Source organism: Deinococcus seoulensis (assembly GCF_014648115.1).
In the GTDB taxonomy this organism is placed as follows: Bacteria; Deinococcota; Deinococci; order Deinococcales; family Deinococcaceae; genus Deinococcus; species Deinococcus seoulensis.
Genome location: NZ_BMQM01000002.1, coordinates 125012 through 151217 on the forward strand (window position 1 = coordinate 125012; position 26206 = coordinate 151217).

Genomic DNA, 26206 nt, shown 5'->3' on the forward strand with positions numbered 1-26206 from the left:
AGTGTAGCGGGCGGCCCGTGGCAGGGTGGGGGCCGGGTGGTGCGCTCCACACGGGCGCCCGGCGGGGAGCGGGCCGAATTGCCGCGCGCGTCACCGCCGACTCTGGGCGCCTCTGTTAAGCTGCGCGGCTGTATGAGCGCACCCACCTCGCCTGTCCCTTCCGTTCCCCTTCCGGCTGCTCCTGTGGCGGGCGAGCGGGTGCTGTGCGCCATGTCCGGCGGCGTGGACAGCAGCGTGACGGCGGCGTTGCTGAAGGACCAGGGGTACCAGGTGGTCGGCGCGATGATGCGCTTCTGGCCGGACGACAAACGCACGGACACCTTCGACTCGTGCTGCTCGCCGGACGCGGCGTACGAGGCGCGGCGCGTGGCCGAGCAGGTGGGCGTGCCGTTCTACCTGCTGGATTACCGCGAGCAGTTCCAGCGGCACATCGTGGGGCCGTTCATCGACGAGTACAGCAAGGGGCGCACGCCGAACCCCTGCGTGAACTGCAACACCAAGGTGAAGTTCGACGAACTGGTGAAGAAGGCGAAGATGCTCGGCTGCCGCTACGTCGCCACCGGTCACTACGTGAAGCGCGTGGAGAACGCGCGGGGCGAGGTGGAATTCCACCGGGGCGACGATCCCCGCAAGGATCAGACGTACTTCCTGTGGGGCACGCCGCGTGACGCGCTGCCGTACATCCTGTTCCCGGTGGGCGAACTGGAGAAACCGCAGGTGCGTCAGATCGCCGAGGAACGCGGCCTGCTGACGGCGCAGAAACCCGAGAGTCAGAACATCTGCTTCGTGCCCGGCAAGGTGCAGGACTTCGTCGCCGAGCACATCCCGCAGGCGCAGGGCTTCATCCGCGAGATCAGCAGCGGCGAGGTCGTCGGGGAGCACCTGGGCACGCAGTTCTACACGCTGGGCCAGAAGAAGGGCCTGGGCCTGTACCAGTCGCACCGCGTGCGGCACGTCGTGCACCTGGCACCCGACACGAACACCGTCTGGGTGGGCGACTACGACGACTGCCTGTGGACCGGCCTGAAGGCGCAGAGTGCCAACTACCTGATCGACCTGGCGGACCTGCCCCACGAACTGGAGGTGCAGGTCCGTTACCGCACCGCGCCCGTGAAGGCCCGCGTGATCCGCGCCGACGAGAGCGGCTTCGAACTGGCCTTCCAGGACCCGCAGTTCGCGGTCGCGCCCGGCCAGAGCGCCGTGCTGTACGCCGGACCACGCCTGCTGGGCGGCGGGCTGATCGAGGACCACGTCCCCACCCTGCCCGAACCGAAAGCCCCGCCGAAGAAACGTCCGGCGGTCCTGCTGTCCTGATGCTGCCGCTGGTGCGCCGGGTTCACACATCCCTGCTGGAACGGGGGGATTGCACGCCCGGCGAACTGGCCGACCTGCTCGACGGGTTGCGGCGGGAAGTTCAGGCGCTGCCCTTCAACCTCCCGGACGCAGACACGCTCCCCCGCGAGGAGTACCGCGACCTGCGCGCCCGCATCGCCCGGGCGTGGCCGGAACCCGGCTTCTACGACCCGGCCACCGGACGCGCCCTGGGCCACTGCGACCTCCCCGCCGAGATCGGCGACGCGCTGGACGACCTGACCGACCTCGCCCTTGACCTGGGCACCGCTCTCGCGCTGGCCGACACGGGCGGGGCCGATGCGCTGGCGTGGCTGCGCTTCTCCCACGACATCCACTGGGGCGACCACGTAAAGGACGTCACCCCTCACCTGCGCTGGCTGGGCTAGACCCGCACGCTGAGGACGGGCACCAGCATCTCCTCGGCGGTCCAGCCGCCGTGCAGGCCGAGCATGGGGGCGGGGCTGGTGGGGCGGCGGATGGCGTGTCCAGGGTGCGGGACGGCGATCAGGTCACCCACGCGCGGGCGGAAGCGGGGGTCGGCGTGCGCGGGTGGGCCGAACAGGCCGCCGGTCCAGGCGTCGTCGGCGGTCAGGAGGGTGGCGTGCGGGGCGAGCAGCGCCGCGATCTCGGCGTGGTAGTCGGAGCTGGTTCGCAGGTACGCGGCGCGTTCCTCCCCGGCGACGGGGCCGCGCAGGGCCGTTTTCATGACCTTCTTCGTGATGGCGTCCACGTAGCCGTCCGGGGGCTGGGGGCTCTGGCCGTGGTCGGCGGTGAGGACGACCAGCGTGTCCCCGTTTCGGGGCAGCGCGGCCAGGAGGTCACCGACGATGCGGTCGGTGCGGCGCAGTTCGGCGTGCGCCTCCGGGCTGTCGGGGCCGGAGCCGTGACAGATCAGGTCGTAGTCGGGGAAGTACACCAGCGTGTACGACGGCTGCCCCGGCTGGACGGTCGCGGCGGTCAGCTCTGGCGTTTCCTCGGGCTGCGCGTAAGCGTGGTACTCGGCGCCATCGCAGGCCCAGCGGGTCAGGACGCTGTGCTGGTACGCGGCGGGCATGACGACGTGCGCGGCCACACCCCGGTTATCCAACTGGCGGTACAGGGACGGCACGGCGGCCAGAAAGCCCGCGTCCTCCAGCGGGGCGTGGGTGTACACGTCGTACAGGCGGATGAGGTTCACGACGGCCTGCGCCTCGTCCAGCCACACGGTCAGGCCCAGGTACCCGTGCTCGGCGGGCGCGCGGGCGGTGTGGAGGGTGGTCAGGGCGGCCATGGTGGTGCTGGGAAACACGCTGGTAACCGGGCCGGGGGCGGGCGTCAGGGATGCCAGGGTGGGCGCGTCCCCGCGCGTGACCGCGTCCCGCAACTGCCCGGCCCCCAGGGCGTCCACGACGATCAGGACGACGTGCCGCGCGCCGTCCAGAGGCAGCGGGTGGCGGTACGGCGCGTGGTGGGTGGGCACGCCGTGGTGCGCGCCGAGCGTCGCGGCGAGGTTCAGGACGCTGCCGCCCGCGTAGTCGGGCCGGATGGCGTGCGGTGGCAGGTGCATGGGTGAGGATAGCCGCCGGGGTGGCCGGTCCACCTTGAGGCTTCGTTCAGCGCCTGCCGGTGCGCGGCAGGAACGCCCCGGTGTGCGCCCGGTACGCGGCGTGGTCGGGGTGACGTCCGGCCAGCGCCGTGTCCTCGATGCCTGCCTTGTGCCGCAGCAGTGCCCCGAGCAGGAGGGTGCCCGTCACACTCACCCGTCCGCCCCGCGCGACCGTCCAGCCGCCCGAGAGCAGGAGCAGCGCCGTGTAGATCGGGTGCCGCACGAGCCGGTACGGGCCGCGCTGCACCAGCGTCCCTCCCGCGACTGGTGTGGGCAGTGGCGTGAGGTTCCGCCCCAGCGTGCGCCCGCTCCAGATCAGCAGAGTCAGGCCACCGGCACCCAGCGCCGCGCCTGCCGCCTGGACGGATCGGGGCCGACCTCTCCCCCGTCGCCCGCCCGCGAGAATGACTGCCAGCAGGGCGAATTGAGCGGCGACCAGCGCCCGGTCGCGGTTCATGTCAGTACGTGCGGCCGGCGGTGACGCGTCCGTCGGGTTCGTGGCCCTGTTGCAGGTCGATCAGGAAGTCGCGGGTCAGGTGCGCGCCGCGCCGGATCAGGTCGGTGGTGGTGCTGGCGATGTGGGGTGTGATGATCACGTTCGGGAGCTTCCACAGTGGGTGCGTGGCGGGCAGGGGTTCGGGGTCGGTCACGTCGAGGAACGCGCCGCCCAGCCGGTGTTCCTGAAGGGCCTGCACGAGGTCGTCCGTGACGATCAGGTTGCCGCGCCCGACGTTCATGAGCCACGCGTCGGGTTTCAGGAGGGCCAGGGTGTCGGCGTTCACGACGCCGCGCGTGTCGGGGGTGCTGGGGAGCAGCAGCACGACCCAGTCGGCGGCGCGCAGCAGCTCGTCGCGTTCGTCGGTGGGGGTGGTGCTGCGGATGCCGCGCACGTGCGCGCCGTGCGGGGCGAGGAGTTCCTCGAGGTTCCGGCCGATGTGCCCGTAGCCCCACAGGACGATGTTCAGGCCGTCCAGGGTGCCCAGGCGGGAGTCGGTGGGCAGGGCGGGACTGGCCCACTGGGCGCGGCCCTGCGCGTCCCGGAAGGCGTGCAGGCCGCGCGCGGCGGCGAGCATGCCGGTCAGGGCGTGCACGGCGACGGCGCGGTCGTGCAGGCGGCTGGCGTTGAACAGGGCCACGCCGTCTGGCAGGCGGCCCTGTACGTGGTCGATGCCGGCGGTCAGGGTCAGCACCCATTTCAGGCCCGGCACCTGTAGCAGGCGTTCGCGGGTCTGCGGGCCGGTCATCCACAGGACCACGCCGTCGGCCGGGCCGTCCGGGACGTGCGCGCGGTCGTAGTGGTCGAGGGTGACGCCGGGCACGCCTCCCTCGTCGGGCTGGCTCAGGGCGCGGAAGTCGGGCAGGTCTGGCAGCAGGACACGCATACCTGCATTATTCCCCTTCGGGCGTGGACGGGTCCGGTGCCCCCTGGAGGGCGTCTGTCTGGAGGGCCAGCCATTCGCTGCGGGTGAGTTCCATGTGCACGTCGGTGCGGCCCTGCCGTTCGGTGCGGCCGACCTCGCGGAAGCCGCAGGCGAGGAAGGCCCGCTGCGCGCGGCGGTTGTGGCCGAAGGTGGTCAGGCGGATGCGGGACAGCGGGAAGTCCCGTTCCCGGAACGCCCAGTGCAGCAGGGCCTGCACGGCCTGCCGTCCGTACCCGCGTCCCCACAGGTCGGGGTAGCCGATCATGACGCCCAGCGTGCCGGTCGTGGCGCTCAGGGGGGGTGGGGGGCGCAGGTCGTACAGTTCGGCGCTGCCGATCAGGCGGCCGTGTTCGTCCATGACGCCGAAGCCGTGGCGTTCGCCGGTGCGTTCCTCGTCCTGCATGACGCGCCGGAACAGCCATTCGGGCATGCGGATGGGTTTGGCGTCGTTCCAGTCGGCCAGTTCGCGGCTGCGGAAGAAGGAGTGCAGGGTGCGCCATTCGGGCGGCGTGAAGTCCAGCAGGGGTTTGAGGGTGACGTGCGCTGAGAGGTCGGTCATGCGTTCAGGGCTGGGCGGTAACCGGGGCGACGGTGCCCAGGGCGCGCGTCACGTCCCGCGTGAGGCGGTCGAGGTGGAAGGCGTCCCCCTCGGCGCGCTGCACCTGCCTGGTGTCGGGGTTCACGACCAGCAGGGCCAGCAGGTGCCCGTCGGCGTGGCGGACATTCACGCCGGGGTGCCCCTGGAGTGCCGCGCGGTCGGCGGGGTTCAGGGTGGCCCAGGCGGGTTCGTGGGCCTGCACGCCCAGGTGCGCGGTGGGCAGGTGCAGGGCGCGCAGTTGTTCGGCGAGCCACGCGGTCGCCTGCGGTTGCCCGCCGATCAATCCCTGTTCCACGTGCGGGCGCGGCTGGTTGTACGTGATGGCGCGCCCGTCGCGGCGGGTCAGGTTGCCCCCGGCGGCGCGCAGCAGGGCGTGCCCGGCGGCGATGTCCCACTCGCTGCGGGGGGACATGGTGAAGGTCGCGTCGGCCTGCGCGGCGGCAATCCGGGCGAGTTTCAGGGCGATGCTGCCGCTGGGTTTCATGCCGCTCAGGGGGGTGGCGTGCAGTTCGCGGCTGTGTTCGGTGTCCGACACGGCCACGCGCCAGTCCGGGCCGCGGCTGGGGGCGGCGACGGGCTGGCCGTTCAGGAACGCGCCCTGCCCCACGACACCCGTGAACAGTTCGTCGGTTTCCGGGGCGTACACGACGCCCAGCACGGGCTGCCCGCCCACGGCGAGGCCGATGCTGACGCAGTAGTCCGGCAGACCCGTGGAGTACTCCTTGGTGCCGTCGATGGGGTCCACGATCCACACGCGGTCGTGGTTCAGGCGGGCGCGGTCGTCGGTTTCCTCCTCGCTCAGCAGGCCATCGTCGGGGAACGCGGCGGCCAGGGCGGCCATGATCAGCGCGGAGGCCTCGCGGTCGGCGACGGTGACGGGATCGTCGGCACTCGTCTTGTGTTCCACGGTGAACCCGGCGCGCAGGTGCGCCAGCAGCAGCGCCCCGGCCTCACGGGCCAGCGCGGCGGCGACCGAGAGTTCTTGCGAGAAGTGGGAAGCGGTCATGCCCCCGAGCATAGCGGTCAACCCCCCGAGCAGGCGGTCACGCCCGCCCGGACGGACCCAGGATCGCCGCCGACGGGCACAGGTCCGCCAGGACGCAGGTGTCGCAGCGGGGGTGGCGGGCCGTGCAGACCTCGCGCCCGTGCCGCACACCCGCGACGTGCAGGGCGGCGCGGGCGGCCCAGGTGGGGGGCGTGACCGCGTCGAACCAGCGCACCACGCGCGCGGCCGTCCAGGTGTCCGGCACCCACTCCAGCCGCCGTGCGAGGCGGTCCAGGTTGCCCTCGACCGGCATGGCGGCGCGGCGCAGGTCGAACAGCAGGATCAGGCTGGCGGTGTGGCGGCCCACGCCGGGCAGGGCTTCCAGGCGGGCGCGGGCGTCGGCGTCGCTCTGGTCGCGCAGGCCCTCCAGGCTCAGGGTTCCGGTGTCGTCCAGCGCTTCCAGCAGCGCGTGGATGTGGCGGGCCTTGCTGCGGTGCAGGCCGCCTCCCGCTGCTTTCAGGGTGCCCTCGATGCCGTCCGGGCCGTCGAGCAACGCCGCCTCCCAGCGCGGGTAGCTTTCACGCAGCGCCGCGTACTGCCGGGCGGCGGCCGCGCGGGTGTTCTGCTGACCCAGGACGGTGCGGATCAGGCCCGAGAGCAGCGTCTCCGGGCGGCCCGTGAGGGGGGCGGGACCGCCGGGCAGGTACTCGGCTTCCAGGCGGGCGCTGACCGGCAGGAAGGTGCCGGGCACAGTCAGAGCTTGCGGGGTGGGCGGCGCGGCGGGTGCAGTGGGCGGGCGGCGGGCGGGCATCCGCGCAGGCTAGCGGCGCGGCGGGCCGGGAACCGTGCGCGTGGGTGCCGTTCAGGGCCGGACGGGACGGGCCGCAGAAAGCCCCCGGACCGGGCTTCGGACGGGGGCTGGGGGGGTGCGGGAGGGTGGACTTCAGGCGCGGCGGGCCTGAACGACCTTGAAGATGATGGGAATGACGCTCACCACGACCACGCCGCCCACGATGATCAGGATGTACCGGTCGAGGTTGGGGATCAGGCCGCCCAGGTAGTAGCCCAGTGCGGGCACGCTGACGCCCCACAGGACCGCGCCGACGATGTTGTACAGGTTGAACAGGCCCAGCGGCATGCGGCTCACGCCGGCCATGGTGGGCACCAGGGTCCGCACGACCGGCACGAAGCGCGCCAGGATCACGGCCAGCCAGCCGTAACGCTGGAAGAACAACTCCGAGCGGGTGATGTACTCGGGCTTGAAGAACTTCGCGTTCTGCTGCGAGAAGATGCCCCGCCCGAACCGGTGCCCGATCCAGTACCCGACGACGCACCCGACGAACGCGCCGACGATCACGGCGGCCATCACGCCCCCCAGGTTCAGGTCGCCGTTGGCGGCCAGGACCCCGGCGGCCAGCAGCAGGCTGTCTCCGGGCAGGAAGAATCCGACCAGCAGGCCGGTTTCGGCGAAGACGATGGCCAGAATGCCGAAGTACGAAGCGGAGAGGATCAGGGCGGTCAGATCGTGCATGAGGCACAGGCTACCCCGCGCCGCCTGACGGCACCGTCATCCGCACGGATGATGAAGGGCCACTCCTGCCCTGCCCCTGTCGGGGGGCGCGGGGTGGGTCAGCGGGCGCGGAGGGTGGCGCGGTTCCCGGCGGCGTCCGCCGCCTCGATGTCCGCCCAGATGCCGGTCGTCTCGGCGTAGAAGTCCACGCTGTTGCCGGGCGTGATGTTCAGGCGGTTGCCGTCCACCAGGATCTGCGCCACGCGGTTGTCGTCGGTGACGGTCCCGGCGACCCGCACGACGCCGCCGCTGCGCTCGAACCGCGTGACCCTGATGACCGGCCTGACCGGGTCCACGCTGACCGGCAGGACCAGTTTGCCCTCGTTCCCGGCGGCGTCGCGGGCGGTGACGGTGTACTTGCCGGTGGGGGTGCTGAGCATCGTTCGGAACTGGAACCGCGCGAGTTTGTCGCTGCCCGGCTGGATGGGAATGGGTTTGCCGTCCACGGCGACCTGCGTGACGCCCACGTCGTCGAGCACGTACCCCTGAATCAGGAAGCTCTGTTCGCGGCTGGCGTTGCCGTCACTGGTGACGCTGATGTGCGGCGTGAAGGTGTCGGTGGTGCGGGAGCATCCCGCCAGGACGGCGGCCAGCGTCAGGAGCAGCGCGGGCGCGGCGGCGCGGGAGAACGGGCGGCGGAGCATACCGCGAGTATAGACGCGGCCGGGCGTGGCGGGCCGGGAGCGAAAACGGGTGGGCGTGGCGGGCCGGGAGCGAAAACGGGTGGGCGTGACGGTCCGCTGGCGGGCGGCGTCTAGAATGCCGGGCGTGAGTTCGTCCGTTTCCGGTCCGTCCAACCGTCCATCTGCCCGCGCCGGGTTCATTCCGGAGGGCACGCGTGACGTGCTGCCGCCCGAATGGTCGCAGCGCGAGGCCCTGCGCGCCCGCCTGAGTGCGTGCTTCAGCGCGTGGGGGTACCGGGGGGTGGAGGTTCCGGCGCTGGAGTTCGCCCGCGCGGACCACCCGCAGGACGCCCTGGCGTTCAAGCTGATCGATTCGGGCGGCGAGGTGCTGTCGCTGCGCAGCGAGTTCACGACCGCCGTGGGGCGACTGGTGCGCTCGCGCTTCCCGCAGGGGCCGTTCCCGCTGCGGCTCCAGTACGGGGGTCGGCTGTGGCTGCGCGCCATGAACAGCGAACTGGGCCGCCTGCGTGAATTCAACCAGCTGGGCGTGGAACTGATCGGCGTGCAGACCGCGCAGTCCGACGCGGAACTGCTGCACCTCGCGGCGGCCGCCATCGAGGTGGCGGGCGTGCAGGCGCAACTGGAAGTCGGGTACCCGGGCTTCGTGGACGCCGTGCTGGAGGACGCGGGCCTGAACGGCGAGGCGCGCGCGGCGGTGCACGACGCCATCGACCGCAAGAGCGGCGCGGACGTGGACCTGCTGGCCGCGCAGCACGGCCTGAGCGACACGGTGCGCGGCACGCTGCACGCCCTGACGGACCTGTACGGCGGCCCCGAAGTGCTGGACGCCGCGCAGGCGCTCGCGCCGGGCGTGCGGGCGCAGGAGGCGGTCGCGCACCTGCGGGCCGTGGCGGCGCTGTACGGCGGGCCGCTGCTGTTCGACCTGGGTGTCAGCCGCCGCTACGGGTACTACACGGGCCTGACGTTCCGGGCGTACTCGGCGGGCCTGAACCAGCCGGTGCTGGGCGGCGGCCGCTACGCGCTGGAAGGCGGGCTGCCCGGCGCGGGCTTCGCGATGGGGCTGGAACGGCTGATGCGGGCGCTCGCGCCGGTCCTGCCGCCCGAGCCGGAAGTGGTGCTGGCCCTGGACCTGAACGGGGCGCGCGCCGCGCGGGCGCAGGGCCTGCACGCGGAACTCGCCTGGACGGACGACCGGGCCGAACTGCTGGCCTTCAGTGAGGCGCGCGGCATCCGCCGCTGGGTCAGCGATTCACCCGCTGGCCTGACCTTCACCGACCTGAACGGCACGGACCTGAACGGCACGGAGGTGACGGCATGACCCCGGCTCCCGCCCGCAGCGCCGACCACCTGACCCTGGCGCTCCCCAAGGGCCGCATCCTGGAAGACGCCATCGCGCTGCTGTCACAGGCCGGGCTGCCGCTGACCATGCCGGAAAAATCCCGCGCGCTGCGGCACGAGTTTCCGGGCGTGACCATCCTGGAACTGCGTAACCAGGACGTGCCCATCTACGTGGACCTGGGCGTGGCCGACGCCGGAATCGTGGGCAAGGACGTGCTGATCGAGTCGGGCCGCACCGTGTACGAACCGGTGGACCTGCGCTTTGCCGGGTGCCGCCTGTCCCTGATCCGCGAGGTCGGCGCGACCGGCGAGATCACCCGCGTGGGCACCAAGTACCCCCGCGCCGCCCGCGCGTACCTGCACTCGCGCGGCATCACCGCCGAGACCGTGAAACTCAGCGGGAACATCGAACTCGCCTGCCTGACCGGACTAGCCGACGCGGTCGTGGACCTCGTGCAGACCGGCGGCACCCTGAAAGCCAACAACCTCGAGGAAGTCGAGGTACTGTTCCACTCGACCGCGCGCCTGATCGTGAACCGCGCCGCCCTGAAAGTCCGCGCCGCGCGCCTGCGCCCCCTGATCGAGAACCTGCGCGCCCTGACCGCGCAGTAATACGGATTCCGTCTGTTTCGCTGACAGATCGGAACACCACCGATCTGCCAGCTCCACGCCCGGAACCCGTTTTTCTCCTACTCGCTCTGCTGCGCAGCTCTACGAGTCCGCTCGGATTGAACGGGTTTTGCAACCCATTCAATCGGAGTCCGTGTAACCCGCACCGCACAGTAAACAGGGAGCGGGAAGTGGAACGACCACGACCCACTCCCCACTTGCCTCCTTACATCTCGCGGTTCAGGGCGGCGGTCATGCGGTTCAGGGCCTCGGTCAGCAGTTCGCGGCTGGTGGCGAAGTTCAGGCGGATGAAGCCCTGGTACTGGGGTTTGTGGCCCTCGTGCGCGAAGACCGGGCCGTCGTGCACGGCGATCCTGGCTTCTTCCAGCAGGAATGTCTGGATGTCGGCGGCGCGCGGGTGGGCGCGCAGGTCCAGCCACGCGAGGTAGGTGGCCTGCGCCTCGTGGAATTTCACCCACGGCAGGTGCTGGCGCAGGTAGGCGCTCAGGAAGTCGCGGTTGCCGCGCAGGTACTCGACGGTGTCGGCCAGCCAGGGGCCGCCGTCGCGCAGCGCGGCCTGCCACATGGTGATGCTCAGGGCGCTCTCGTGGCCCATCAGGCCCCCGGCGGCGCGGCGCACGCGGGACAGCAGCGCGGCGTTGTGGCTGGCCATCACGCCGATGCCCAGTCCGGCGGTGTTGAAGGCCTTGCAGGGGCCGGTCAGGGTGACGGTGCGGCTCTGCACGCGCGGGTCGGCGGCGAAACTCTCGAACGGGCCGTCCGTGTAGCGCAGGTCGGCGTGCAGTTCGTCGCTCATGACGAACAGGTCGCGGGCCAGCACCAGGTCGCGGAGTTTCCCGAGTTCCTGCGCAGTCCACACGCGGCCCGTGGGGTTGTGCGGGTGGCACAGCAGCAGCAGGCGCGACCCGCGCGAGGCGGCGTCCATGGCGGCCCAGTTGATCTCGTACCCGCCGTCGGCGTCGCGCAGGGGCACGCCGGCCACGCGGCGGTCCTGGTCGGTGATCGCCAGGTGGAAGGGGTGGTACACGGGCGTCATGGTGACCACGGGCTCGCCGGGGCTGGTCAGGGCGTGCACGGCGGCGTAGATGCCGGGCACCACGCCGGGCAGGAAGGTCATGTGCTCGGCACCCAGGCCGCTCAGGCCGTGGCGGGCCAGGGACTCGCTCAGCTGCGCTTTCAGGGTGGGGTCGCCCGTCAGTTGCGCGTAGCCTAGGCTGCGGTCCAGGCGGGCGCGCAGGGCATCCATGATGGGCGGCGCGACCGCGAAGTCCATGTCCGCGACCCACATGGGAATCACGTCCGGGTCGAAAGCCGTCCATTTCAGGGAGTCCGGGTGGCGCAGCGCGGCGGGGTCCAGAGTGGCGGGGTTCAGTGCGGCGGGGGCCAGCGTGTCGCGGGGATCGGCGGGCTTGGGTCCGGCGTCGGTCATGTGCCCGAGCATACGCGGGCCGCGTGAGTTTCCGCCCGGGGCGGCGTTCATGCGCGTACACTCTGAGGAATGCTGGCGATTATTGGCGCGATGGACGAAGAGATCGAGTTGTTACTGGCGGACCTGCGGGGCCGCGAGGACCTGACGTTCCCCGGCGTGACCCTGCACCGGGGCGCGCTGGACGGCGTGCCGGTCCTGCTGACGCGCGGCGGGATCGGCAAGGTGAACGCCGCCATGACCACCACGTACCTGCTGACGCAGGGCGCGACCCGCGTGATCTTCACGGGCGTGGCGGGCGGCGTGCACCCGGAACTGCGGGTCGGTGACATCGTGATCAGCACGGACCTCGTGCAGCACGACGTGGACGTGACCCCGCTGGGGTACGAGGTCGGCACGGTGCCGGGCGAGTTGCCCGCGTGGCCCGCCGACGACACGCTGCGCGCCGTGGCCCTGGAGGCCGCGCGGGACGTGGAGGGCGTGCGCGTGCTGGACGGCCGCGTGGCGAGCGGCGATCAGTTCATCGCGTCCCGTGAGGGCGTGCAGCGCCTCTGGACCCGCTTCGGCGCGGCCTGCGCCGAGATGGAGGGCGCGGCGGTCGCGCAGGTGTGCGCCAAGGCGGGCGTGCCGTTCGTGGTGATCCGCTCGGTCAGCGACACCGCCGACCACGACGCGAAGGTGGATTACCGCGAGTTCATGCCGCTGGTCGCGCGGCACGCCAAGCAGGTCGTGCGCGGCATGCTGGCCCGCCTGAACGCACCCGCCAGCTGACGTGCGCGGCATTCAGTGAGCGGCGCGGCGTCCGTCACGGCCCGCCTGAACGGCCCGGCCCGGTTCCTGCTGGGCCTGGGCGTCCTGATGGCCTTCGCGGCGCTGGGGCAGGCGCTGGTGGGCGCGCTGCACCTGCCGCTGCCGGGGTCGGTGGTGGGCATGGCGCTGCTGTGGGCGGCGCTGGGGACCGGAGTGGTGCGCCTGCACTGGATCGCGGACGCCGCCGACGGCCTGCTGGGCATCCTGGGGTTGCTGTTCGTGCCGGCCACCGTGGGCTTCCTGCAATTCCTGAGTGCCGGGGCCGCGTGGGGCCTGTGGTTGCTGGTCATGACGGCCGCGCTGCTGCTGGGCGCGGGCGCGGCGGGCCTGCTCGCCTCGCGGCTGCTGCGCCCGGAAGGCAGCCCGGGCCAACCGGAGGCCGGGCCGTGATCTGGCTGACCGTCACGCTGCTGGCCTTTGCGGCGGGCGTGCTGGCGCAACTGCGGCTGCGCTCCCCGCTGGCGAACCCCACCCTGATCGGCACGCTGATCGTTGCCGCGCTGCTGCTGCTGACACGCGTGCCGTACGACACGTACCTGCGGGACGTGCAGCCCCTGACCACCCTGCTCGCCCCGGCGGTCGTGGCGCTGGCCGTGCCGCTGTACCGCCTGCGCGCCCTGCTGGCCCGGCAGTGGCGCGCGCTGCTGCTCGGCGGCCTGAGCGGCACCCTGATCGCCGTGGCCGCCGACGCCGGACTGGCCCACCTGCTGCACCTGACGCCCGACGCCGCGCGCGCCCTGCTGACCGCGCCCGCCACGAGTCCCGTCGCGCTGCAACTCGCGCCGTTCACGCAGGCGCCGCCCGCGCTGGCCGCCACGCTGGCCGTCCTGTCCGGCCTGATCGGCGCGCTGATCCTCCCGCCCGTCCTGAGTGCCCTGGGCGTCACGCACCCGCTGGCGCGTGGTATCGCCCTGGGGGCCGTCGCGCACGGTATCGGCACCGCCCGCGCCCGCGAGGAAGGCGAGCACACCGGGGCCGCCAGCTCCATCGGCATGGGCCTCGCGGCACTCAGCGTCACGCTGCTGGTCGCGCTGCTGGCGTGAAGGGACGCGGGGCGCGGGAGGCAGGCCGTGGGGACCGGGCACGGCTTCCCGCACCCCTCCTCCCTTGACCTCGGCCCGCGCAGCCGGGATGCTGGGCGGCATGGCGCGCAAGGTGAATCCCATTCAGGACCGTGCGCGGCGGGCGGCGCTGGAGAAGGCGGCGTACCTGGCGATCTACGAGCGGGGCTATGCGGGCGTGACGCTGGCGGACATCGCGGCGCATGCGGGCGTGAGCCGGGGCACGCTGGTGTATCACTTCGGCAGCCGGGCGGGGCTGCTGGCGGCCGTCATGCGGCGCTTCTCGCGGACCATTGCGGTGGCGACGCGGCGCGCGGTGCGGCAGGCCGGGTCGCCGGACGGGAAGCTGCGCGCGTACGTGGACAACCAGTTTTACGGTCTGGAGAACACCCGGCGGTTCTACACGGTGTCGCTGGATTTCCTGGCGGCAGCCACGCGCGACCCGGCGCTGATGGAGGTGCAGCGGGCGTTCCTGGCGGATTCGCTGGCGGTGGATCTGGAACTGGCGCGGCTGTCCGGCGAGGCGGGCGCGCAGGGGCGGGCGCGGCTGCTGCGGGCGCTGGTCGAGGGCCTCAGCGTGCGTTTTCTGGCGGACCCGGACCCGGACCTGGGTGCGTACCGCGCAGACTGCCTGAGTGGCCTGCGGGCCGTGCTGGGCTGGGAGGCGGAGGGGTAAGCGTTACGGCTGGCCGGGCAGGGCGTCCAGCGCCGCGCGCAGTTGCCGCGCCCCCTCCAGCAGGCGGGGACCGGGGCGGCCCAGGCCGCTCTCGTGAATGGCGACGACCGGCACGCCCAGGCCGCGCGCCTCAATGACCTCCGGGCGGAGTTTCTTCGCGCCGCACCACGAGCACACGATCAGGTCGGGCTGCGCGGCGCGGACCTCGTCCAGGGTCAGGGGCGCGCTGCGGCCCGCGCGGTCCGCGAGGGCGTTCCCGGCGCCCAGTCCGGCCAGCAGGTCCGTGACCCAGGAGTCGCGGGTGGCGGCGATGATGGGCCGGGGCCACCACTCGACCAGCACGCGCGGCGGGCGGGCGTGGGCGCGGTGCAGGGCGGCCAGGTCGCGTTCCAGTGCGTCGGCCACGGCGCCCGCGTGGTCGGGCTGGCCGGTGGCGGCGCCGATCAGGCGGATGTCCCGCAGCACGTCCGGGACGCTGACGGGATCGAGGATCAGGGTGGGCAGCCCCGCCGCCTGCACGGCGTCTACCACGCGTTCCATGCCGGGCACGCTGAGGCTCGCCAGGACCAGGTCGGGGCGCGCGGCGATCAGGGCGTCCACGTCGATGTTCAGGTCCGGGCCGAGGCGCGTGGCGTGCTCCAGGCCGGGGGCGTCGCTGTGGCTGTCCACGGCGACCAGTTGCCGGGTCGTGCCCAGGGCGTGCAGGATGTCGGTGTTGCTGCACGTCAGACTGGCGAGGCGCAGGGGAGGCATACGGGCAGTGTAGTGCGGGGTGCCGCCGGGCGCGCGGGGTGCGTGCTGGGCGGTCAAACGCCCCCTGACCGTATGGTAAGCTCGCGGGTATGAAGAACACGTTCGCCGTCTCCATGACGCTGCTGCTGGCCCTGACGCTGGGCGGCTCGTTCGCCGCGTACAACATCGCCACCAAACCCCACCACGAGGAGTCCCACTCGGAGGAGGGCGCGGCGGTTCCCAGCGAGGAGGCGCCCAGCGCCAACAGCACGACGACCGGAGCGGCAGGTCCCGCCGGAGCGCAGGGCGACGCGGTCGCCGCGAACGAGGGCGGCACGCAGGGCGGCGAGAACGGCGCGGTGGCCGCCAGCGGCGAACAGACCACCCCCGAAACCCCGGCCGCCAGCACCGAGGGCACCCAGGCGGACTCGACGCCCGGCGAGGAAGGCGCGACCGGTCAGGAACCCACCGAGACGGCGGCCGCCGCCGAGCCGCAGGGTGACGTGGCCGCCGGTGAGAAACTCTACGCGAGCAGCAACTGCGCCGCCTGCCACGGCGCGAACGGTCAGGGTCAGATCGGCCCGAGCCTCGTGGGGGCCGACGGCCCGAAGAACTGGACGCTGGCGCAGTTCACGACCGCCCTGCGTGAAGGCAAGACCCCGGACCGTGAACTGGGGGCCGTCATGCCGCGCTTCAACGAGACGCAGCTGACCGATTCGGACATCGCGAACATGCAGGCGTTCATCAAGACCCTGAACTGATCCGGACTCCGATTGAACCGGGGCGCGCGGCGGACCTTCACGCAGTGGCGGTGGAGGTCCGTTTCGCATGCCGGGCCATGCAGGACTGGGCCAAGACTGGGGCCGTCCAGCCGGGGGCCGTGGGTATGCTGGGCGGATGACTGGGCCGCCACCGACCGGGACGCTGCTGTCCACCTCTCCCCTGCCGCTGCCCGGACAGCCCGGGCCGGACCTGAGCGGCTGGGCGGTGCAGGCGGCCCGTCCGGAGCGGCTGGCGGGCGCCTCGGGGTTGCTGCTGCCGCATGACGGTTTGCCGGTCGCGGACGTGCGGGCGCACCCGGAGCGCTGGGAGGTGCTGGCCCTGGTGACGGGCGCGCTGCGGCGGGGCGTGCCGGTGCTGGGGTGGGGGTCGGGCGCGGCGCTGCTGGGGCGGGCGCTGGGCGCAGCCGTCACGGCGTCCGGGGGTTCGGCACCGGACCGCTCTGCCCTGCCGCGCGGCGCGCAGGCGCACGCCTGGGCCGGTGGGCAACCGCTGCACTGGACGGTGGGCCGCGCGGTCGCCTGGGCGGAAGCGCAGGTGCCGCCGCCCGTGCTTACCTCGTTCCTGGCGGCGCTGCCCGGCTGGTCGGACCGGCGGCCCGGTTCACCGCTGGAGGAGGTCGGCGGCGTGGCGGCGGTCAGGGAAGTGGTGACGGCCTTCTACGTGCGGGCGCGGGCCGACGACCTGCTGGGGCCGGTGTTCGCGGCGCACGTGGAGGACTGGCCCGCGCACCTGGAACGCGTGACGGACTTCTGGGTGACGCTGCTGGGCGGCGAGCCGGGCCGGGCCGCGTGGCGCGGGAACCTGAACGCCGCGCACGCGGGCCTGGGCGTGCGGGCCGCGCACCTGAACCGCTGGCTGGCCCTGTGGGACGAGACGGCCCGCGACCTGCTGCCCGCCGACGCGGCGGCGCTGCTGAGCGCGCGGGCGGCCGTCATGGGTGAACGCCTGGGGCGCGGTTCGCGGGGCGCTGGCGGAACTTCTCAGGTGGGCGGCGCGTAGCCTTGGGCATGAACCTGAAACTCCCGTTCCTGAACAGCGAGGACTCGTTACCGGGCGGCGTGACCCGGCCCACCTGGGTGGTACTGGACCTGAGCGGCCCGTACCCGGAGCGGCAGCCGGGGAGTCCGCTGGCGGCGCTGCTCAGCCGTACCGAATCGGTCGAGGCGCTCGCGGCGCATGTGCAGAAACTCCGCGCGGCCTCGTGGCTGCACGGCGTGCTGGTGCGTTTCGGGGAGTTCACGGCGTCCCCGGCGTCCGCGCACGCGGTGCGGGGCATCCTGGCGGACCTCGCCGCCGAGAAACGCGTGGTGGCGTACCTGCCGCAGCTGACCATGACCACCCTGATCGCCGCGAGCGGCGCGGGCGAACTGGTCGCGCCGGAATCCGCCGAGGTGAACCTGGGAGGCTTCGGGGTGGAAAGCACCTTCCTGGGCGAGTTCCTGAAGAAACGCGGTATCGAGTTCGAGAACCTGCGCGTCCGCGAGTACAAGGCCGCCCTGACGCGCTTCTCGCAGGATCACATGGACGACCACAACCGCGAGCAGCTTCAGGCGTACCTGGACGGGCTGGAAGCCGCCTGGGCCAACGATCTGGCGGCCGCGCGCGGCGTGAGCCCCGGGGTGGCCGCCGGGTGGATCAGCGCGGACTTCACGAGCGCCCAGGCGGCGCTGGAGGCGGGCGTGATCACCAAGGTCGCCTACGAGGACGAACTGATCGGCCCGGCCTCCCGGCCCTTCGAGGCGGTGCTGGACCTGCTGACCCCGCACCGGCCCGCGAACGCGAAGGCGGGGCGGGTGGCGGTCGTGCCGCTGATCGGCACGATCATCACCGGCAAGAGCCGCACCAACCCCGTTCCGCTGCCGCTGCTGGGCGGCCCGATGGCCGGGTCCGACACGGTCGTGGCGGCGCTGCGCCGCGCGAAGGAGGACAAGGCCACGAAGGCGGTCGTGCTGTACGTGAACAGCGGGGGCGGCAGCGCCCTGGCCAGCGACCTGATCTGGCGCGAGGTCGCCACGTGCGAGAAACCGGTCGTGGTCGTCATGGGCGAGTACGCCGCCTCGGGCGGGTACTACGTCGCCACGCACGCCAGGACCATCGTGGCGTCGCCGTACACCCTGACCGGCTCCATCGGCGTGGTCAGCGGCAAGCCCGTCATGACCGAATTCAACCGCCGTCACGGCCTGAACCCGGAACGGGTGGGCCGCGACCGCGCGCTGATGTACTCGCCGTCCCGTCCGTACACCGACGAGGAACGCGACCACGTCGAGAAGGGCATCCTGGAGGTGTACGACCGCTTCACCGCCCGCGTCGCCGAGGGCCGCAACCTCAGCCGCGAACGCGTGAACGAACTGGGCCGGGGCCGCATCTGGAGCGGGCACGACGCCCTGGAACGCGGCCTGATCGACGAACTCGGGGACCTGAGCACCGGCCTGGCCCGCGCCCGTGAACTGGCGGGCCTGCCGCACGACGCGCCGGCCTGGAACGTCACGCCGAAGAATCACGGTCCCCTGCCGCAGTTCGCGCAGGAAGCCGCGCAGGCCACCAGCGTCAGCGTGTGGCCCTTCGGCAATGAGCGTGTGCTGACGTGGTTCGATCAGGACGTGCGCGTGCGCTGAGGCGGGGGGGGTGGGGAGTGGCAGGGCGAATACCCTGATCCACTCCCCACTGCCTGTTTACCCCTGCCCGTTTACGCCTGCGTGGTGGCCTCGTAGGCGTCGATCTGGCGGCGGATGACGTTCAGGCTGCCTTCCCAGAAGTCCGGGGCGTGCAGGTCGATGCCGAAGCGCGCGGCGAGGGCCAGTGGGGTGGCCTGTCCGGTGGCGGCCAGCAGGGCGTCGTAGCGGGCCTGGAAGTCCGCCTCCTGGCCCTGGGCGCGGGCCTGTTCGTACTGGGCGTACAGGCCCAGCCCGAACAGCAGCCCGAAGGTGTACGGGTAGTTGTAGAAGCTCCGGCCGTAGTAGTGCGGTTTGACGGCCCACATGTACGGATGCGGGGTGTTCAGGGCGTCGCCGTAGGTGTCGCGCTGGGCCTGGACCATCAGGGTGTTCAGGTCACTGGGGTTCAGGTCGCCGGCGGCGCGGCGTTCGAAGACGGCCTGCTCGAACAGGAAGCGGCTGTGGATGTCCACGACGACCTGCGCGTGGCCCATCAGCTGCGTTTCGAGGACGTACAGGCGCTCGGCGCCCTGCGCGGTGGCCAGCGCGGCGTTCTGGATGATCGTCTCGCAGAAGATGCTGGCGGTCTCCGCGAGGGTCATGGGCGTCTCCTGCTGAAGGGGGCGCAGGCCGCCGAGCTGCACGTTGTGGTACGCGTGGCCCAGTTCGTGCGCCAGGGTGCTGACCGAGTCGAGGCTGGGGTCGTGGTTCATCAGGATGCGGCTGTCCGCTCCGGACCATTTCATGCAGAACGCGCCGCTGCGTTTGCCGTCGCGGGGGCCGGCGTCGATCCAGCGTTCACGGAAGGCGCGGGCGGCGAAGTCGCCCAGGGCGGGGCTGTACGCGCGGAACTGGCGCTGCACGAACGCCTCCCCGGCAGCGTAGTCCCAGTGGGTTTCGCTCTGGCCCACCGGGGCGAACAGGTCCCACCAGTCCAGTTGCGTCTTGCCCAGGTGGCGGGCCTTGGCGCGGAAGTACCGGCGGAAGTCCGGCAGGGAGCGGACGACAGCGGCCTGCATGGCGTCCAGCGTCTGGCGGTCGATGCCGTTGCTGATCAGGCTGGGGGCGACGGGGTCGGTGAAGCCGCGCCGGGCGGACAGGGTGCCCTCCTCGCCCTTGACGCCGTTCATGCAGGCGGCGAACACGGTCTCCTGGGTCTTCCAGGCGGCCACCTCGGCGTGGTAGGCATCCTGGCGCACCTGCGGGTCGGGGTCGCTGGCCAGGGCGCGCAGGGCGGTCACGGGCAGGGGCTGGCCCCGGTACTCGCCTTTCAGGGTGCTGGAGACGTTGCCGTGCAGTTTGTTCCAGCCGCCGCCGCTGGCGGGGTGCAGCCGCGCGGCGAGGTCCTCCTCGGGCGGGGTCATCTGATGGCGGGCCAGTTCGGCTGCGCGGCGCAGGCGGTGCTCGTGCGCGCGGGCCTCGGCGCTCTGCTCCAGCAGGTCGCTAACGGCCGCGTCGTCCAGGCCGCCCAGCCACGCGGTCAGGCGGGCGCCCAGCGGCCCGAGCGGCAGGCTCAGGGTAGTCAGGGCGGCCATGCGGGCCTGGGCGGTCTCGTCGCGGCTGTCGGTGGTCACGAAGGCGTACACGAAGGCGCGCACGCGGCCCAGGCGGGTCAGGACGGCGTTCAGTTCGCCCAGCGCGGCGTCGGTGGCGGCGGGCGTGACGGGCGACCCGGCGCGGACGGCGTGCGTGTCGAACAGTGTTTCCAGGGCCTGCACGTCCTGCCCGAGCGCGGCGAGGTCCTGGTCCAGTTGCGGGTCGGTCAGGCTGGCATACAGGTCGTCGGTGCGCCAGCGGGGCATGTCGGCTGTGGTCATGCCGGTCAGTGTACGGCGCGTGCTGGGCGGCGGCGGGCGCGGTTGGGGGCGGGCGGCCCGCGATTCCGGCCGGGTGCGCCCTGATGGCGGCGGGAGCGCTTCCATGTGTGGCGGGGGTGCAGGGGCGCCCTGGACGCCGTGACGGGTGGTTGGCTGTATCGGTTCAGACGTGGCATGCTGTGGGGGTCAGTTCATTCATCAATCCACTGCGCAGCGGCACAGAGCAGCGGCACGGGGCAGCAGCAACGGGCGCCAGTGCAGGGCGGCCACGGGTCGGTTGGTGGTTCGGTTGGCAGGGCAGTTCGCGGGGCAGTCACGGGGCGGCGCAGCGCCGTGCGTGTGTCCGGAACCCGGCGGCCGGTTCACCGAGTGCCGGTTCACGGTCGAGTGCTGAGCCGCCGGAGGCCCGTCAGACGGGCGCGCCTTCCCGCTGTCCGGGCTGCCTGTGTAGTGGAGTCGTTCCTGGGTGACTGGACCGGCGTGGGCTTTGTTGATAAAACAAGTCCACTATTCCGTTTCCGTCTCTCACCCCACCTCCGGAGGTCCCACCATGCGCACCCGAATCACCCTGTCCCTCGCCCTGGCCGCCGCCACCCTCCTGAGCGGAGCCAGCGCCGCCACCACCACCCTGAACGTCTTCATGGGCAGCCAGCAACGCCCGGAAATCTTCCAGCCGCTGTTCGACCGCTTCCAGAAACAGAACCCGAACATCAGGATCAAGATCGAAACCGGCGGCGCCACCAGCGAAGCCCAGAACCAGTACCTGACCACCGTCCTGGCCGCCAAGGACAGCACCCTGGACATCTTCCTGATCGACGTGGTCCGCACCGCCACCTTCGCCGCCGCCGGGTGGGCCGAACCGCTCGACGCCTACCTGCCCAGCAAGGACACCTACCTGAAAGCCTTCCTGAGCGGCCCCATCAACGCCGCCACCGTGAATGGCAAGCTGTACGCCATGCCCGCCTTCACCGACGCGCAGTTCCTGTACTACCGCAAGGACCTGCTCGAGAAGTACAAGGCCAAGGTCCCCAAGACCTGGGAGGAACTCGCCGCGACCGCCGCCCGCATCCAGAAAGCCGAGGGCGGTAGCCTCCAGGGCTTCAACTTCCAGGGCGCGCCCATCGAGGGCACCGTCTGCAACTTCCTGGAAATGACCTGGACCGGCGGCGGCAGCGCGGACGACGTGACCAGCCCCGCCGCCAAACAGGGCCTGAACTTCCTGGTGAACGCCGTGAAGACCAAACTGGCCCCCGCCGCCAGCGCCGAGATGAAAACCGACGACTCCCGCCAGCAGTTCCAGGCCGGGAACGTCCTGTTCGGCCTGAACTGGAGTTACGCCTGGGCGCACTTCCAGGGCAACAGCCCCCAGCCCACCAAGGTCAAGGGCGACGTGGGCGTGGCCGCGCTGCCCGCCTTCGGCAAGAACGCCACCGCCACCTGCACCGGCGGCTGGGAATGGGGCGTGAACGCCTTCGGCAAGAACAAGGCCGCCAGCGTGAAACTCCTGCAATTCATGGCCAGCAGCGGCGTGCAGCAGGAAATGGCCGTCAAGGGCGCGTACCTGCCGGTCCGCAAGAGCCTGTACAACGACCGAAGCGTGCTGGCCGCCAACCCGCACTTCAAGGCCCTGTACCCCATCGTGACCAAGGCCCGCCCGCGCCCCGTCACGCCCGCCTACCCGCGCGTCAGCGAGATCATCCGCAACAACGTCTCGGCCGCCGTCGCCGGCAGCAAGACCGTGGACGCCGCCCTGAGCGACATGAAACGCGACCTGACCCCGCTGCTGAAGTAAGCGCCGTCAGGACACCGGCAGGGGGGCGCCGCGCCGGTCGACAGCGCGCCGCCCCCTCCCTGCCGGACCCGTCCCGCCCGGACACCCTCGCCCCCCCGCCCGAAAGACGTGACCCTCATGACCACACCCAACCCCACCCCGGCCCGCCGACCCCGCCGGGAACCCAGCGAGGCGCAACTGGCCGCGCTGCTGCTGCTTCCGGCCGCCGCACTGCTGCTGGGCGTCCTGCTGTTCCCGATGCTGACCACCTTCCGTGACAGCCTGTACCTGAACAAACTGACCGAACCGTGGCTGACGGGCTTCGTGGGCCTCAAACAGTACGCGCAGATGCTGGAGGACCCCCGCTTCGGGCAGGCGCTGCGTAACACCCTGTTCTTCGGCGTGATGACCGTCGGCGGTTCGTTCCTGGTCGGGATTCCCATGGCGCTCGCCGCGCACCTGCCGGGCCGGACCCGCGGACTGGCGCGCGTGGCGCTGCTGCTGCCGTGGGCCATGCCGCCCGTCATCACGGGCCTGATCTTCGCGTGGCTGTTCAACGCGCAGTACGGCGTGTTCAACGACCTGCTGGTCCGCGCCGGGCTCATCGACGAGCCGCTGCGCTGGCTCAGCACGCCGGGCCTCAGCGTCCTGGCGATGGTCGTCACGATCGTCTGGAAGACCAGTTCCTTCGTGGCGCTGATCGTGCTGGGCGGCCTTCAGGGCATCCCGAAAGAGATGATCGAGGCGGCGCAGGTGGACGGCGCGACCCCCACCCAGACGTTCTTCCGGGTGATCCTGCCGCTGCTGGCCCCCAGTCTCGCCGTGGCGTTCATCTTCCGGACCATCAGCGCCGTGCAGGTGTTCGACATCCCGTACACCTTCATTCAGCAGGCGCCCGCACAGGGCCTGCTGGAGACGCTGGGCGTGTACATCTACCGCACGGGCATCGAATTCCTGGACTTCGGGTACGCCGCGACCCTCAGCGTCGCGCTGTTCGCCCTGAGTCTGGCCGTGACCGCCGTGTACGTCCGCTTCGTGCGGGACGGAGCGAACTCCTGATGGAAGAACAGACACACGAGAACCTGAGCCCCGCCCAGCGCCTGGGCCGCGCCGCCGCGCTGGCCGCCCTGATCGTGGGCGGGTTCTTCCCGTTCATCTGGATGCTGCTGACCAGCCTGAAAACCGAAGGCGAGCTTCAGAAGTTCCCGGTGCAGTACCTGCCCTCGAAACTGGATTTCAGCAATTACGCCCGGGTGTTCAGCGAGCAGCCGTTCGCGCAGTTCTTCTTCAACTCGCTGACCGTCAGCCTCCTGAGCACCGTGCTGTGCATCGCGGCCGCCGTGCCCGCCGCGTACGCCCTGGCCCGCCTGAACCTGCGCGGGCGCGGCCTGCTCATGACGGCCGTCGTGGCGTTCAGCATGTTCCCGGTCGTCAGCCTCCTGATTCCGCTGTTCCGCCTGATGCGCGGCGCGAACCTGCTGAACACCTACCCCGCCCTGATCCTCCCCTACGCCGCGCTGAGCCTGCCCATCGGCATCCTGACGCTGGTGGCGTTCTTCAGCGCCATCCCCCGCGACCTCGAATCGGCCGCCATGGTAGACGGCACCACCCGCGTGGGCGCCCTGACCCGCGTGGTCCTGCCACTCTCCGCGCCGGGCGTCGTGACGGCCGCGCTGCTGGTGTTCGTGAACTCCTGGAACGAATTCCTGCTGGCCCTGAGCTTCAACACCAAACTGTCCATGCGGACCGTGTCCGTCGGCGTGACCCTCTACCAGGGCGAATTCGCGTTCCCCTGGCCGCTGATCGCCGCCGCCGTCGTGGTCGCCACCGTGCCCCTCGTGCTGCTGATCGCCATCTTCCAGAAACGCTTCGTGTCCGGCCTGACCGCCGGAGGCGTCAAGGCGTAGACGGTTGACGGTTCATGGTTGATGGAACCAACCCGCTGTCCACGACCCACATCCCACTGCCCTCCCCTTCTTCAGGTGACCTGTTATGACCAATCCTTCCCAGTCCGAATTCCTGTGGTTTCTGCAACTGTCCCGTGACGGCGAGTTCATCGGCACGAAAACCAAGCCGCCGCGTAAGCCCACGCTGGCGTACCTTCAGTCGCTGATCAGCGCGGCGGGCGAGGCGGGTTTCGAGGCACTGCTGACCGCCACGAACTACCACAGCGAACACGAGAACTACACGGCGGCCGTGGCGGCCCTGGCGCGCAGCGCGCCGACCGATCCGGCGCTGCTGATCGCGGTGCGGCCCGGCATGTTCCACCCGGCCATGTACGCCAAGATGCTGGCCACCCTGCAGAACCTGTTCCCGGGGCGGGTGCGGCTGAACATCGTGACGGGCAGCAGCCCCGCCGAGAACGCCATGTACGGCGACAACGAGGATCACGGCAAGCGCTACGAGCGCACGCGGGAGTTCATGCAGATCCTGCGGCAGCTGTGGACGGCCCCGCCGCCGCAGTCGTTCCGCAGTGACCTGTACGCCTTCGAGAACGCGGTGCTGGACCCGGCGCCCGTGCAGCCGATTCCGCTGTACTTCGGGGGGGCGTCTCCGGTGGCGCAGGAGATCGCGGCGGACCTCGCGGACGTGTACCTGATGTGGGGCGAACGCGAGGACATGCTTGCCGAGCGCCTGAACCAGATGCGGGCGCTGGAGGCGAAGACCGGCCGCCGGTTGCGGTACGGGCTGCGGACGCACGTGATCGTCCGTGAGACCGAGGCCGAGGCCCGCGCGGCCGCCGAGCGTCTGATCAGCCGCGTGGACCCGGAGGTGCGGGCGGCGTTCGTGGCGAGCCACGCGCACGTGGACGGCGTGGGCCAGAAACGCCAGATCGACATGATGAAGGGACTGGACGCGGACCTGATGGTCGAACCCGGCCTCTGGGCGGGCGTGGGCATGGCCCGCAGCGGCGTGGGCGTGGCCCTGATCGGCAGTCCCGAGCAGGTGGCCGCGAAGATCCGCCGCTACGAGGACATGGGCTTCAGTTCGTTCATCTTCAGCGGCTACCCGCACGAGGAGGAGGCGCGGCGCTTCGGGGAACTGGTCATGCCGCTGCTGAAGGGCGCGCAGAGCGAGGAGCGAGCCATTCACACGGACCGGGTCGCGCCGGTCGCCTGATCGCCGCAGGCCACAGACGCGCGGGGTGCCCTCCATCAGGAGCACCCCGCGTCCCGTTGCCGGTGGGCGCGCGGTTCAGGTGGGGGCCGGGTTCAGTTTGAGGCTGGGTTCAGGCCGGTCACGACGTGTTCGAGGCGTTCGGCGACGTTCACGAGGTGATCCCCGAGCCGTTCGAGGTTGCGGGCCATGCGGCTGGCGGTCAGGGCGACGCTGGTGTCTTCCGGGCGTTCGAGCAGGCGGGTGAGGCTGGCGCGCTGCATCTGCTCGTACAGGGCGTCCACCTGTTCGTAGTCGAGGCGCATGACGTCGCGGGCGGCGTTCACGTCACGTTCGGCGAAGGCGTAGGCGAGGCGTTCGAGCATCTCCGAGAGCAGGCGCACGAGGGGCAGCACGTCCTGAAGGGTGGCGCTGCGGGCGCGGGGCGCGAAGGTCTCCAGGTCGCGGGCGACCGTGAACGCGTAATCCCCGACCCGTTCGAGGTTCGACAGGCTGCGGAACACCATCAGGTGGAAGGCGAGTTCCTGTTCGGTCAGTCCGGCGGCGAAGGCGTGCAGGCAGAGGTCCTCGATCTCGCGTTCCAGGGCGTTCGTTTCGGCTTCCAGGGTTTCGGCGCGGGCGGTCAGTCCGGCGAATTCGGCGCGGTCGTTGGCGTCCCGGACGGCGTCGAGTTGTTCGAGGGTGATGCTCAGCATCCGCAGGAAGCGCACGGTGACCAGCGAGACGCTCAGCTGCCCGGCGCTGGCCGGTCCCGGGTGGACTGGATCGGCGCTGGCCTGCTGAGGGGGGTGGTCGCTGTTCATGCGGCCAGTATCGTGCCGCGTTGTGATGATCCGGTCAAGGGACGATTCGGCCGGTCTTCATGTGGCCGGTCTTCATGGTCCTGGTCTTCATGGCGCCGGGCGCGGCGGTTCTCAGCGGTGGGTGCGGATGGGGCCCAGGGGTGTGAATCCGGCGCGGGTCAGCGCGGCGCGCAGGTCGTCCGGGGCGGCGGGGTGGTGGTCGGGGCGGGCCTGGATGGTCAGGTCGCCGAGGCTGGCGACGGGCCAGCTCTGCACGGTCCAGCCGTCGAGCTGCGGGGCGCGTCCACCGGGGGCGATGACCTCCAGGCTGTACAGGGGCAGGCTGTGCAGGGGTGCAGTGGGGTCAGCCTGCCGGGCGGGGGGCTGGAGGTCGGGGGTGAGGGGGAAGCGGGCCGTGGAGTGCAGGGTGGCAGTCATGGGGGTTACCTCTGG

The 26206-nt window shown here is 71.5% G+C and carries 28 protein-coding genes; 15 read left to right on the top strand and 13 right to left on the bottom strand.

What is annotated here, in order from left to right; translation table 11 throughout:
- Positions 1-132 precede the first annotated feature (132 nt).
- Complete coding sequence (gene mnmA / locus IEY70_RS02425; protein ID WP_189063396.1) at positions 133-1314, top strand: tRNA 2-thiouridine(34) synthase MnmA; 1182 nt, start codon at positions 133-135, stop codon at positions 1312-1314.
- Positions 1315-1325: 11 nt separating this feature from the next.
- Positions 1326-1739 (top strand): DUF5063 domain-containing protein, encoded by a 414-nt coding sequence (locus tag IEY70_RS02430; RefSeq protein ID WP_189063397.1) that lies wholly within the window; start codon positions 1326-1328, stop codon positions 1737-1739.
- Here the strand turns inward: IEY70_RS02430 and IEY70_RS02435 are convergent.
- The 8 genes from IEY70_RS02435 to IEY70_RS02470 all read right to left on the bottom strand — a co-directional run bounded on the left by IEY70_RS02435 (position 1736) and on the right by IEY70_RS02470 (position 8156).
- Positions 1736-2899: an alkaline phosphatase family protein gene (locus IEY70_RS02435; protein ID WP_189063398.1), complete on the bottom strand. Its 1164-nt coding sequence runs from the start codon at positions 2897-2899 to the stop codon at positions 1736-1738. The genes IEY70_RS02430 and IEY70_RS02435 overlap by 4 nt on opposite strands.
- Before the next feature lie 46 nt (positions 2900-2945).
- Entirely contained in the window at positions 2946-3395 is a 450-nt protein-coding gene (locus IEY70_RS02440) for a methyltransferase family protein (protein ID WP_189063399.1), read from the bottom strand.
- A 1-nt stretch (position 3396) separates the two neighbouring features.
- Positions 3397-4320, bottom strand: coding sequence for an NAD(P)-dependent oxidoreductase (locus IEY70_RS02445; protein WP_189063400.1), 924 nt, complete (start codon positions 4318-4320; stop codon positions 3397-3399).
- A 7-nt stretch (positions 4321-4327) separates the two neighbouring features.
- Positions 4328-4918, bottom strand: coding sequence for a GNAT family N-acetyltransferase (locus IEY70_RS02450; RefSeq protein WP_189063401.1), 591 nt, complete (start codon positions 4916-4918; stop codon positions 4328-4330).
- A gap of 4 nt (positions 4919-4922) precedes the next feature.
- On the bottom strand, positions 4923-5963 hold the full coding sequence (locus IEY70_RS02455) for a 3'(2'),5'-bisphosphate nucleotidase CysQ (protein ID WP_189063402.1): 1041 nt from the start codon (positions 5961-5963) through the stop codon (positions 4923-4925).
- Between the two features lie 37 nt (positions 5964-6000).
- Positions 6001-6753: an endonuclease III domain-containing protein gene (locus IEY70_RS02460; RefSeq protein ID WP_189063403.1), complete on the bottom strand. Its 753-nt coding sequence runs from the start codon at positions 6751-6753 to the stop codon at positions 6001-6003.
- Between the two features lie 132 nt (positions 6754-6885).
- Entirely contained in the window at positions 6886-7473 is a 588-nt protein-coding gene (locus tag IEY70_RS02465; protein ID WP_189063404.1) for a DedA family protein, read from the bottom strand.
- Positions 7474-7571: 98 nt separating this feature from the next.
- Positions 7572-8156 (bottom strand): hypothetical protein, encoded by a 585-nt coding sequence (locus IEY70_RS02470; protein WP_189063405.1) that lies wholly within the window; start codon positions 8154-8156, stop codon positions 7572-7574.
- Positions 8157-8271: 115 nt separating this feature from the next.
- On the opposite strand from IEY70_RS02470, the gene IEY70_RS02475 reads away from it, so the two are divergent.
- Both IEY70_RS02475 and hisG read left to right on the top strand, forming a co-directional pair.
- Entirely contained in the window at positions 8272-9474 is a 1203-nt protein-coding gene (locus IEY70_RS02475; protein WP_189063564.1) for an ATP phosphoribosyltransferase regulatory subunit, read from the top strand.
- Complete coding sequence (gene hisG / locus IEY70_RS02480; protein WP_189063406.1) at positions 9471-10106, top strand: ATP phosphoribosyltransferase; 636 nt, start codon at positions 9471-9473, stop codon at positions 10104-10106. Before IEY70_RS02475 ends, hisG begins: the two co-directional genes overlap by 4 nt.
- A gap of 223 nt (positions 10107-10329) precedes the next feature.
- On the opposite strand, the gene IEY70_RS02485 is transcribed toward hisG, so the two are convergent.
- Complete coding sequence (locus IEY70_RS02485; protein WP_189063407.1) at positions 10330-11553, bottom strand: MalY/PatB family protein; 1224 nt, start codon at positions 11551-11553, stop codon at positions 10330-10332.
- Positions 11554-11622: 69 nt separating this feature from the next.
- Between IEY70_RS02485 and IEY70_RS02490 the strand changes: the two genes are divergently transcribed.
- The 4 genes from IEY70_RS02490 to IEY70_RS02505 all read left to right on the top strand — a co-directional run bounded on the left by IEY70_RS02490 (position 11623) and on the right by IEY70_RS02505 (position 14097).
- Positions 11623-12321 (top strand): 5'-methylthioadenosine/adenosylhomocysteine nucleosidase, encoded by a 699-nt coding sequence (locus IEY70_RS02490; RefSeq protein ID WP_189063408.1) that lies wholly within the window; start codon positions 11623-11625, stop codon positions 12319-12321.
- 15 nt (positions 12322-12336) lie between these two features.
- Complete coding sequence (locus IEY70_RS02495) at positions 12337-12750, top strand: CidA/LrgA family protein (RefSeq protein ID WP_229777569.1); 414 nt, start codon at positions 12337-12339, stop codon at positions 12748-12750.
- On the top strand, positions 12747-13403 hold the full coding sequence (locus IEY70_RS02500; RefSeq protein WP_189063409.1) for an LrgB family protein: 657 nt from the start codon (positions 12747-12749) through the stop codon (positions 13401-13403). Before IEY70_RS02495 ends, IEY70_RS02500 begins: the two co-directional genes overlap by 4 nt.
- Before the next feature lie 100 nt (positions 13404-13503).
- Entirely contained in the window at positions 13504-14097 is a 594-nt protein-coding gene (locus IEY70_RS02505) for a TetR/AcrR family transcriptional regulator (protein ID WP_189063410.1), read from the top strand.
- Positions 14098-14100: 3 nt separating this feature from the next.
- Here the strand turns inward: IEY70_RS02505 and IEY70_RS02510 are convergent, their stop codons facing one another.
- Positions 14101-14841 carry a helical backbone metal receptor gene (locus IEY70_RS02510; RefSeq protein ID WP_505706061.1) on the bottom strand — a complete coding sequence of 247 codons (741 nt, stop codon included), beginning with the start codon at positions 14839-14841 and terminating at the stop codon, positions 14101-14103.
- Between the two features lie 98 nt (positions 14842-14939).
- Here IEY70_RS02510 and IEY70_RS02515 point away from each other — a divergent pair, with 98 nt between their 5' ends.
- The 3 genes from IEY70_RS02515 to IEY70_RS02525 all read left to right on the top strand — a co-directional run bounded on the left by IEY70_RS02515 (position 14940) and on the right by IEY70_RS02525 (position 18227).
- Entirely contained in the window at positions 14940-15590 is a 651-nt protein-coding gene (locus tag IEY70_RS02515; RefSeq protein WP_189063412.1) for a c-type cytochrome, read from the top strand.
- A 136-nt stretch (positions 15591-15726) separates the two neighbouring features.
- Entirely contained in the window at positions 15727-16611 is an 885-nt protein-coding gene (locus tag IEY70_RS21235; protein ID WP_189063413.1) for a group III truncated hemoglobin, read from the top strand.
- 8 nt (positions 16612-16619) lie between these two features.
- Entirely contained in the window at positions 16620-18227 is a 1608-nt protein-coding gene (locus IEY70_RS02525; RefSeq protein WP_189063414.1) for a S49 family peptidase, read from the top strand.
- A gap of 71 nt (positions 18228-18298) precedes the next feature.
- Here IEY70_RS02525 and IEY70_RS02530 read toward each other — a convergent pair whose 3' ends face one another.
- Positions 18299-20083: a M3 family oligoendopeptidase gene (locus IEY70_RS02530; protein ID WP_229777570.1), complete on the bottom strand. Its 1785-nt coding sequence runs from the start codon at positions 20081-20083 to the stop codon at positions 18299-18301.
- A gap of 550 nt (positions 20084-20633) precedes the next feature.
- Between IEY70_RS02530 and IEY70_RS02535 the strand changes: the two genes are divergently transcribed.
- The 4 genes from IEY70_RS02535 (at position 20634) to IEY70_RS02550 (ending at position 24974) form a co-directional block, all read left to right on the top strand.
- Positions 20634-21875: an ABC transporter substrate-binding protein gene (locus IEY70_RS02535; protein WP_189063415.1), complete on the top strand. Its 1242-nt coding sequence runs from the start codon at positions 20634-20636 to the stop codon at positions 21873-21875.
- Positions 21876-21992: 117 nt separating this feature from the next.
- Positions 21993-22913 (top strand): carbohydrate ABC transporter permease, encoded by a 921-nt coding sequence (locus IEY70_RS02540; protein ID WP_189063416.1) that lies wholly within the window; start codon positions 21993-21995, stop codon positions 22911-22913.
- Positions 22913-23761 carry a carbohydrate ABC transporter permease gene (locus tag IEY70_RS02545; RefSeq protein ID WP_189063417.1) on the top strand — a complete coding sequence of 283 codons (849 nt, stop codon included), beginning with the start codon at positions 22913-22915 and terminating at the stop codon, positions 23759-23761. The genes IEY70_RS02540 and IEY70_RS02545 overlap by 1 nt, the downstream gene beginning before the upstream one ends.
- Positions 23762-23846: 85 nt before the next feature.
- The gene (locus tag IEY70_RS02550; RefSeq protein WP_189063418.1) at positions 23847-24974 is read left to right on the top strand and encodes an LLM class flavin-dependent oxidoreductase; all 1128 of its coding nucleotides are present in this window, start codon (positions 23847-23849) and stop codon (positions 24972-24974) included.
- Positions 24975-25066: 92 nt separating this feature from the next.
- On the opposite strand, the gene IEY70_RS02555 is transcribed toward IEY70_RS02550, so the two are convergent.
- On the bottom strand, positions 25067-25666 hold the full coding sequence (locus tag IEY70_RS02555) for a phosphate signaling complex PhoU family protein (protein WP_189063567.1): 600 nt from the start codon (positions 25664-25666) through the stop codon (positions 25067-25069).
- A gap of 219 nt (positions 25667-25885) precedes the next feature.
- Positions 25886-26191 carry a hypothetical protein gene (locus IEY70_RS02560; RefSeq protein ID WP_189063419.1) on the bottom strand — a complete coding sequence of 102 codons (306 nt, stop codon included), beginning with the start codon at positions 26189-26191 and terminating at the stop codon, positions 25886-25888.
- Positions 26192-26206: the final 15 nt, after the last annotated feature.

What these genes read in the sequence shown, in the direction of transcription:
- IEY70_RS02435 (WP_189063398.1), bottom strand. Translation starts at nt 2,899, where the DNA reads ATGCACCTGCCACCGCACGCCATCCGGCCCGACTACGCGGGCGGCAGC.
- IEY70_RS02560 (WP_189063419.1), bottom strand. Translation starts at nt 26,191, where the DNA reads ATGACTGCCACCCTGCACTCCACGGCCCGCTTCCCCCTCACCCCCGAC.
- mnmA (WP_189063396.1), top strand. Translation starts at nt 133, where the DNA reads ATGAGCGCACCCACCTCGCCTGTCCCTTCCGTTCCCCTTCCGGCTGCT.
- IEY70_RS02450 (WP_189063401.1), bottom strand. Translation starts at nt 4,918, where the DNA reads ATGACCGACCTCTCAGCGCACGTCACCCTCAAACCCCTGCTGGACTTC.
- IEY70_RS02470 (WP_189063405.1), bottom strand. Translation starts at nt 8,156, where the DNA reads ATGCTCCGCCGCCCGTTCTCCCGCGCCGCCGCGCCCGCGCTGCTCCTG.
- IEY70_RS02475 (WP_189063564.1), top strand. Translation starts at nt 8,272, where the DNA reads ATGCCGGGCGTGAGTTCGTCCGTTTCCGGTCCGTCCAACCGTCCATCT.
- IEY70_RS02460 (WP_189063403.1), bottom strand. Translation starts at nt 6,753, where the DNA reads ATGCCCGCCCGCCGCCCGCCCACTGCACCCGCCGCGCCGCCCACCCCG.
- hisG (WP_189063406.1), top strand. Translation starts at nt 9,471, where the DNA reads ATGACCCCGGCTCCCGCCCGCAGCGCCGACCACCTGACCCTGGCGCTC.
- IEY70_RS02440 (WP_189063399.1), bottom strand. Translation starts at nt 3,395, where the DNA reads ATGAACCGCGACCGGGCGCTGGTCGCCGCTCAATTCGCCCTGCTGGCA.
- IEY70_RS02540 (WP_189063416.1), top strand. Translation starts at nt 21,993, where the DNA reads ATGACCACACCCAACCCCACCCCGGCCCGCCGACCCCGCCGGGAACCC.
- IEY70_RS02550 (WP_189063418.1), top strand. Translation starts at nt 23,847, where the DNA reads ATGACCAATCCTTCCCAGTCCGAATTCCTGTGGTTTCTGCAACTGTCC.
- IEY70_RS02445 (WP_189063400.1), bottom strand. Translation starts at nt 4,320, where the DNA reads ATGCGTGTCCTGCTGCCAGACCTGCCCGACTTCCGCGCCCTGAGCCAG.
- IEY70_RS02515 (WP_189063412.1), top strand. Translation starts at nt 14,940, where the DNA reads ATGAAGAACACGTTCGCCGTCTCCATGACGCTGCTGCTGGCCCTGACG.
- IEY70_RS02455 (WP_189063402.1), bottom strand. Translation starts at nt 5,963, where the DNA reads ATGACCGCTTCCCACTTCTCGCAAGAACTCTCGGTCGCCGCCGCGCTG.
- IEY70_RS02555 (WP_189063567.1), bottom strand. Translation starts at nt 25,666, where the DNA reads ATGCTGAGCATCACCCTCGAACAACTCGACGCCGTCCGGGACGCCAAC.
- IEY70_RS02465 (WP_189063404.1), bottom strand. Translation starts at nt 7,473, where the DNA reads ATGCACGATCTGACCGCCCTGATCCTCTCCGCTTCGTACTTCGGCATT.
- IEY70_RS02485 (WP_189063407.1), bottom strand. Translation starts at nt 11,553, where the DNA reads ATGACCGACGCCGGACCCAAGCCCGCCGATCCCCGCGACACGCTGGCC.
- IEY70_RS02545 (WP_189063417.1), top strand. Translation starts at nt 22,913, where the DNA reads ATGGAAGAACAGACACACGAGAACCTGAGCCCCGCCCAGCGCCTGGGC.
- IEY70_RS02490 (WP_189063408.1), top strand. Translation starts at nt 11,623, where the DNA reads ATGCTGGCGATTATTGGCGCGATGGACGAAGAGATCGAGTTGTTACTG.
- IEY70_RS02535 (WP_189063415.1), top strand. Translation starts at nt 20,634, where the DNA reads ATGCGCACCCGAATCACCCTGTCCCTCGCCCTGGCCGCCGCCACCCTC.
- IEY70_RS02530 (WP_229777570.1), bottom strand. Translation starts at nt 20,083, where the DNA reads ATGACCACAGCCGACATGCCCCGCTGGCGCACCGACGACCTGTATGCC.
- IEY70_RS02505 (WP_189063410.1), top strand. Translation starts at nt 13,504, where the DNA reads ATGGCGCGCAAGGTGAATCCCATTCAGGACCGTGCGCGGCGGGCGGCG.
- IEY70_RS21235 (WP_189063413.1), top strand. Translation starts at nt 15,727, where the DNA reads ATGACTGGGCCGCCACCGACCGGGACGCTGCTGTCCACCTCTCCCCTG.
- IEY70_RS02525 (WP_189063414.1), top strand. Translation starts at nt 16,620, where the DNA reads ATGAACCTGAAACTCCCGTTCCTGAACAGCGAGGACTCGTTACCGGGC.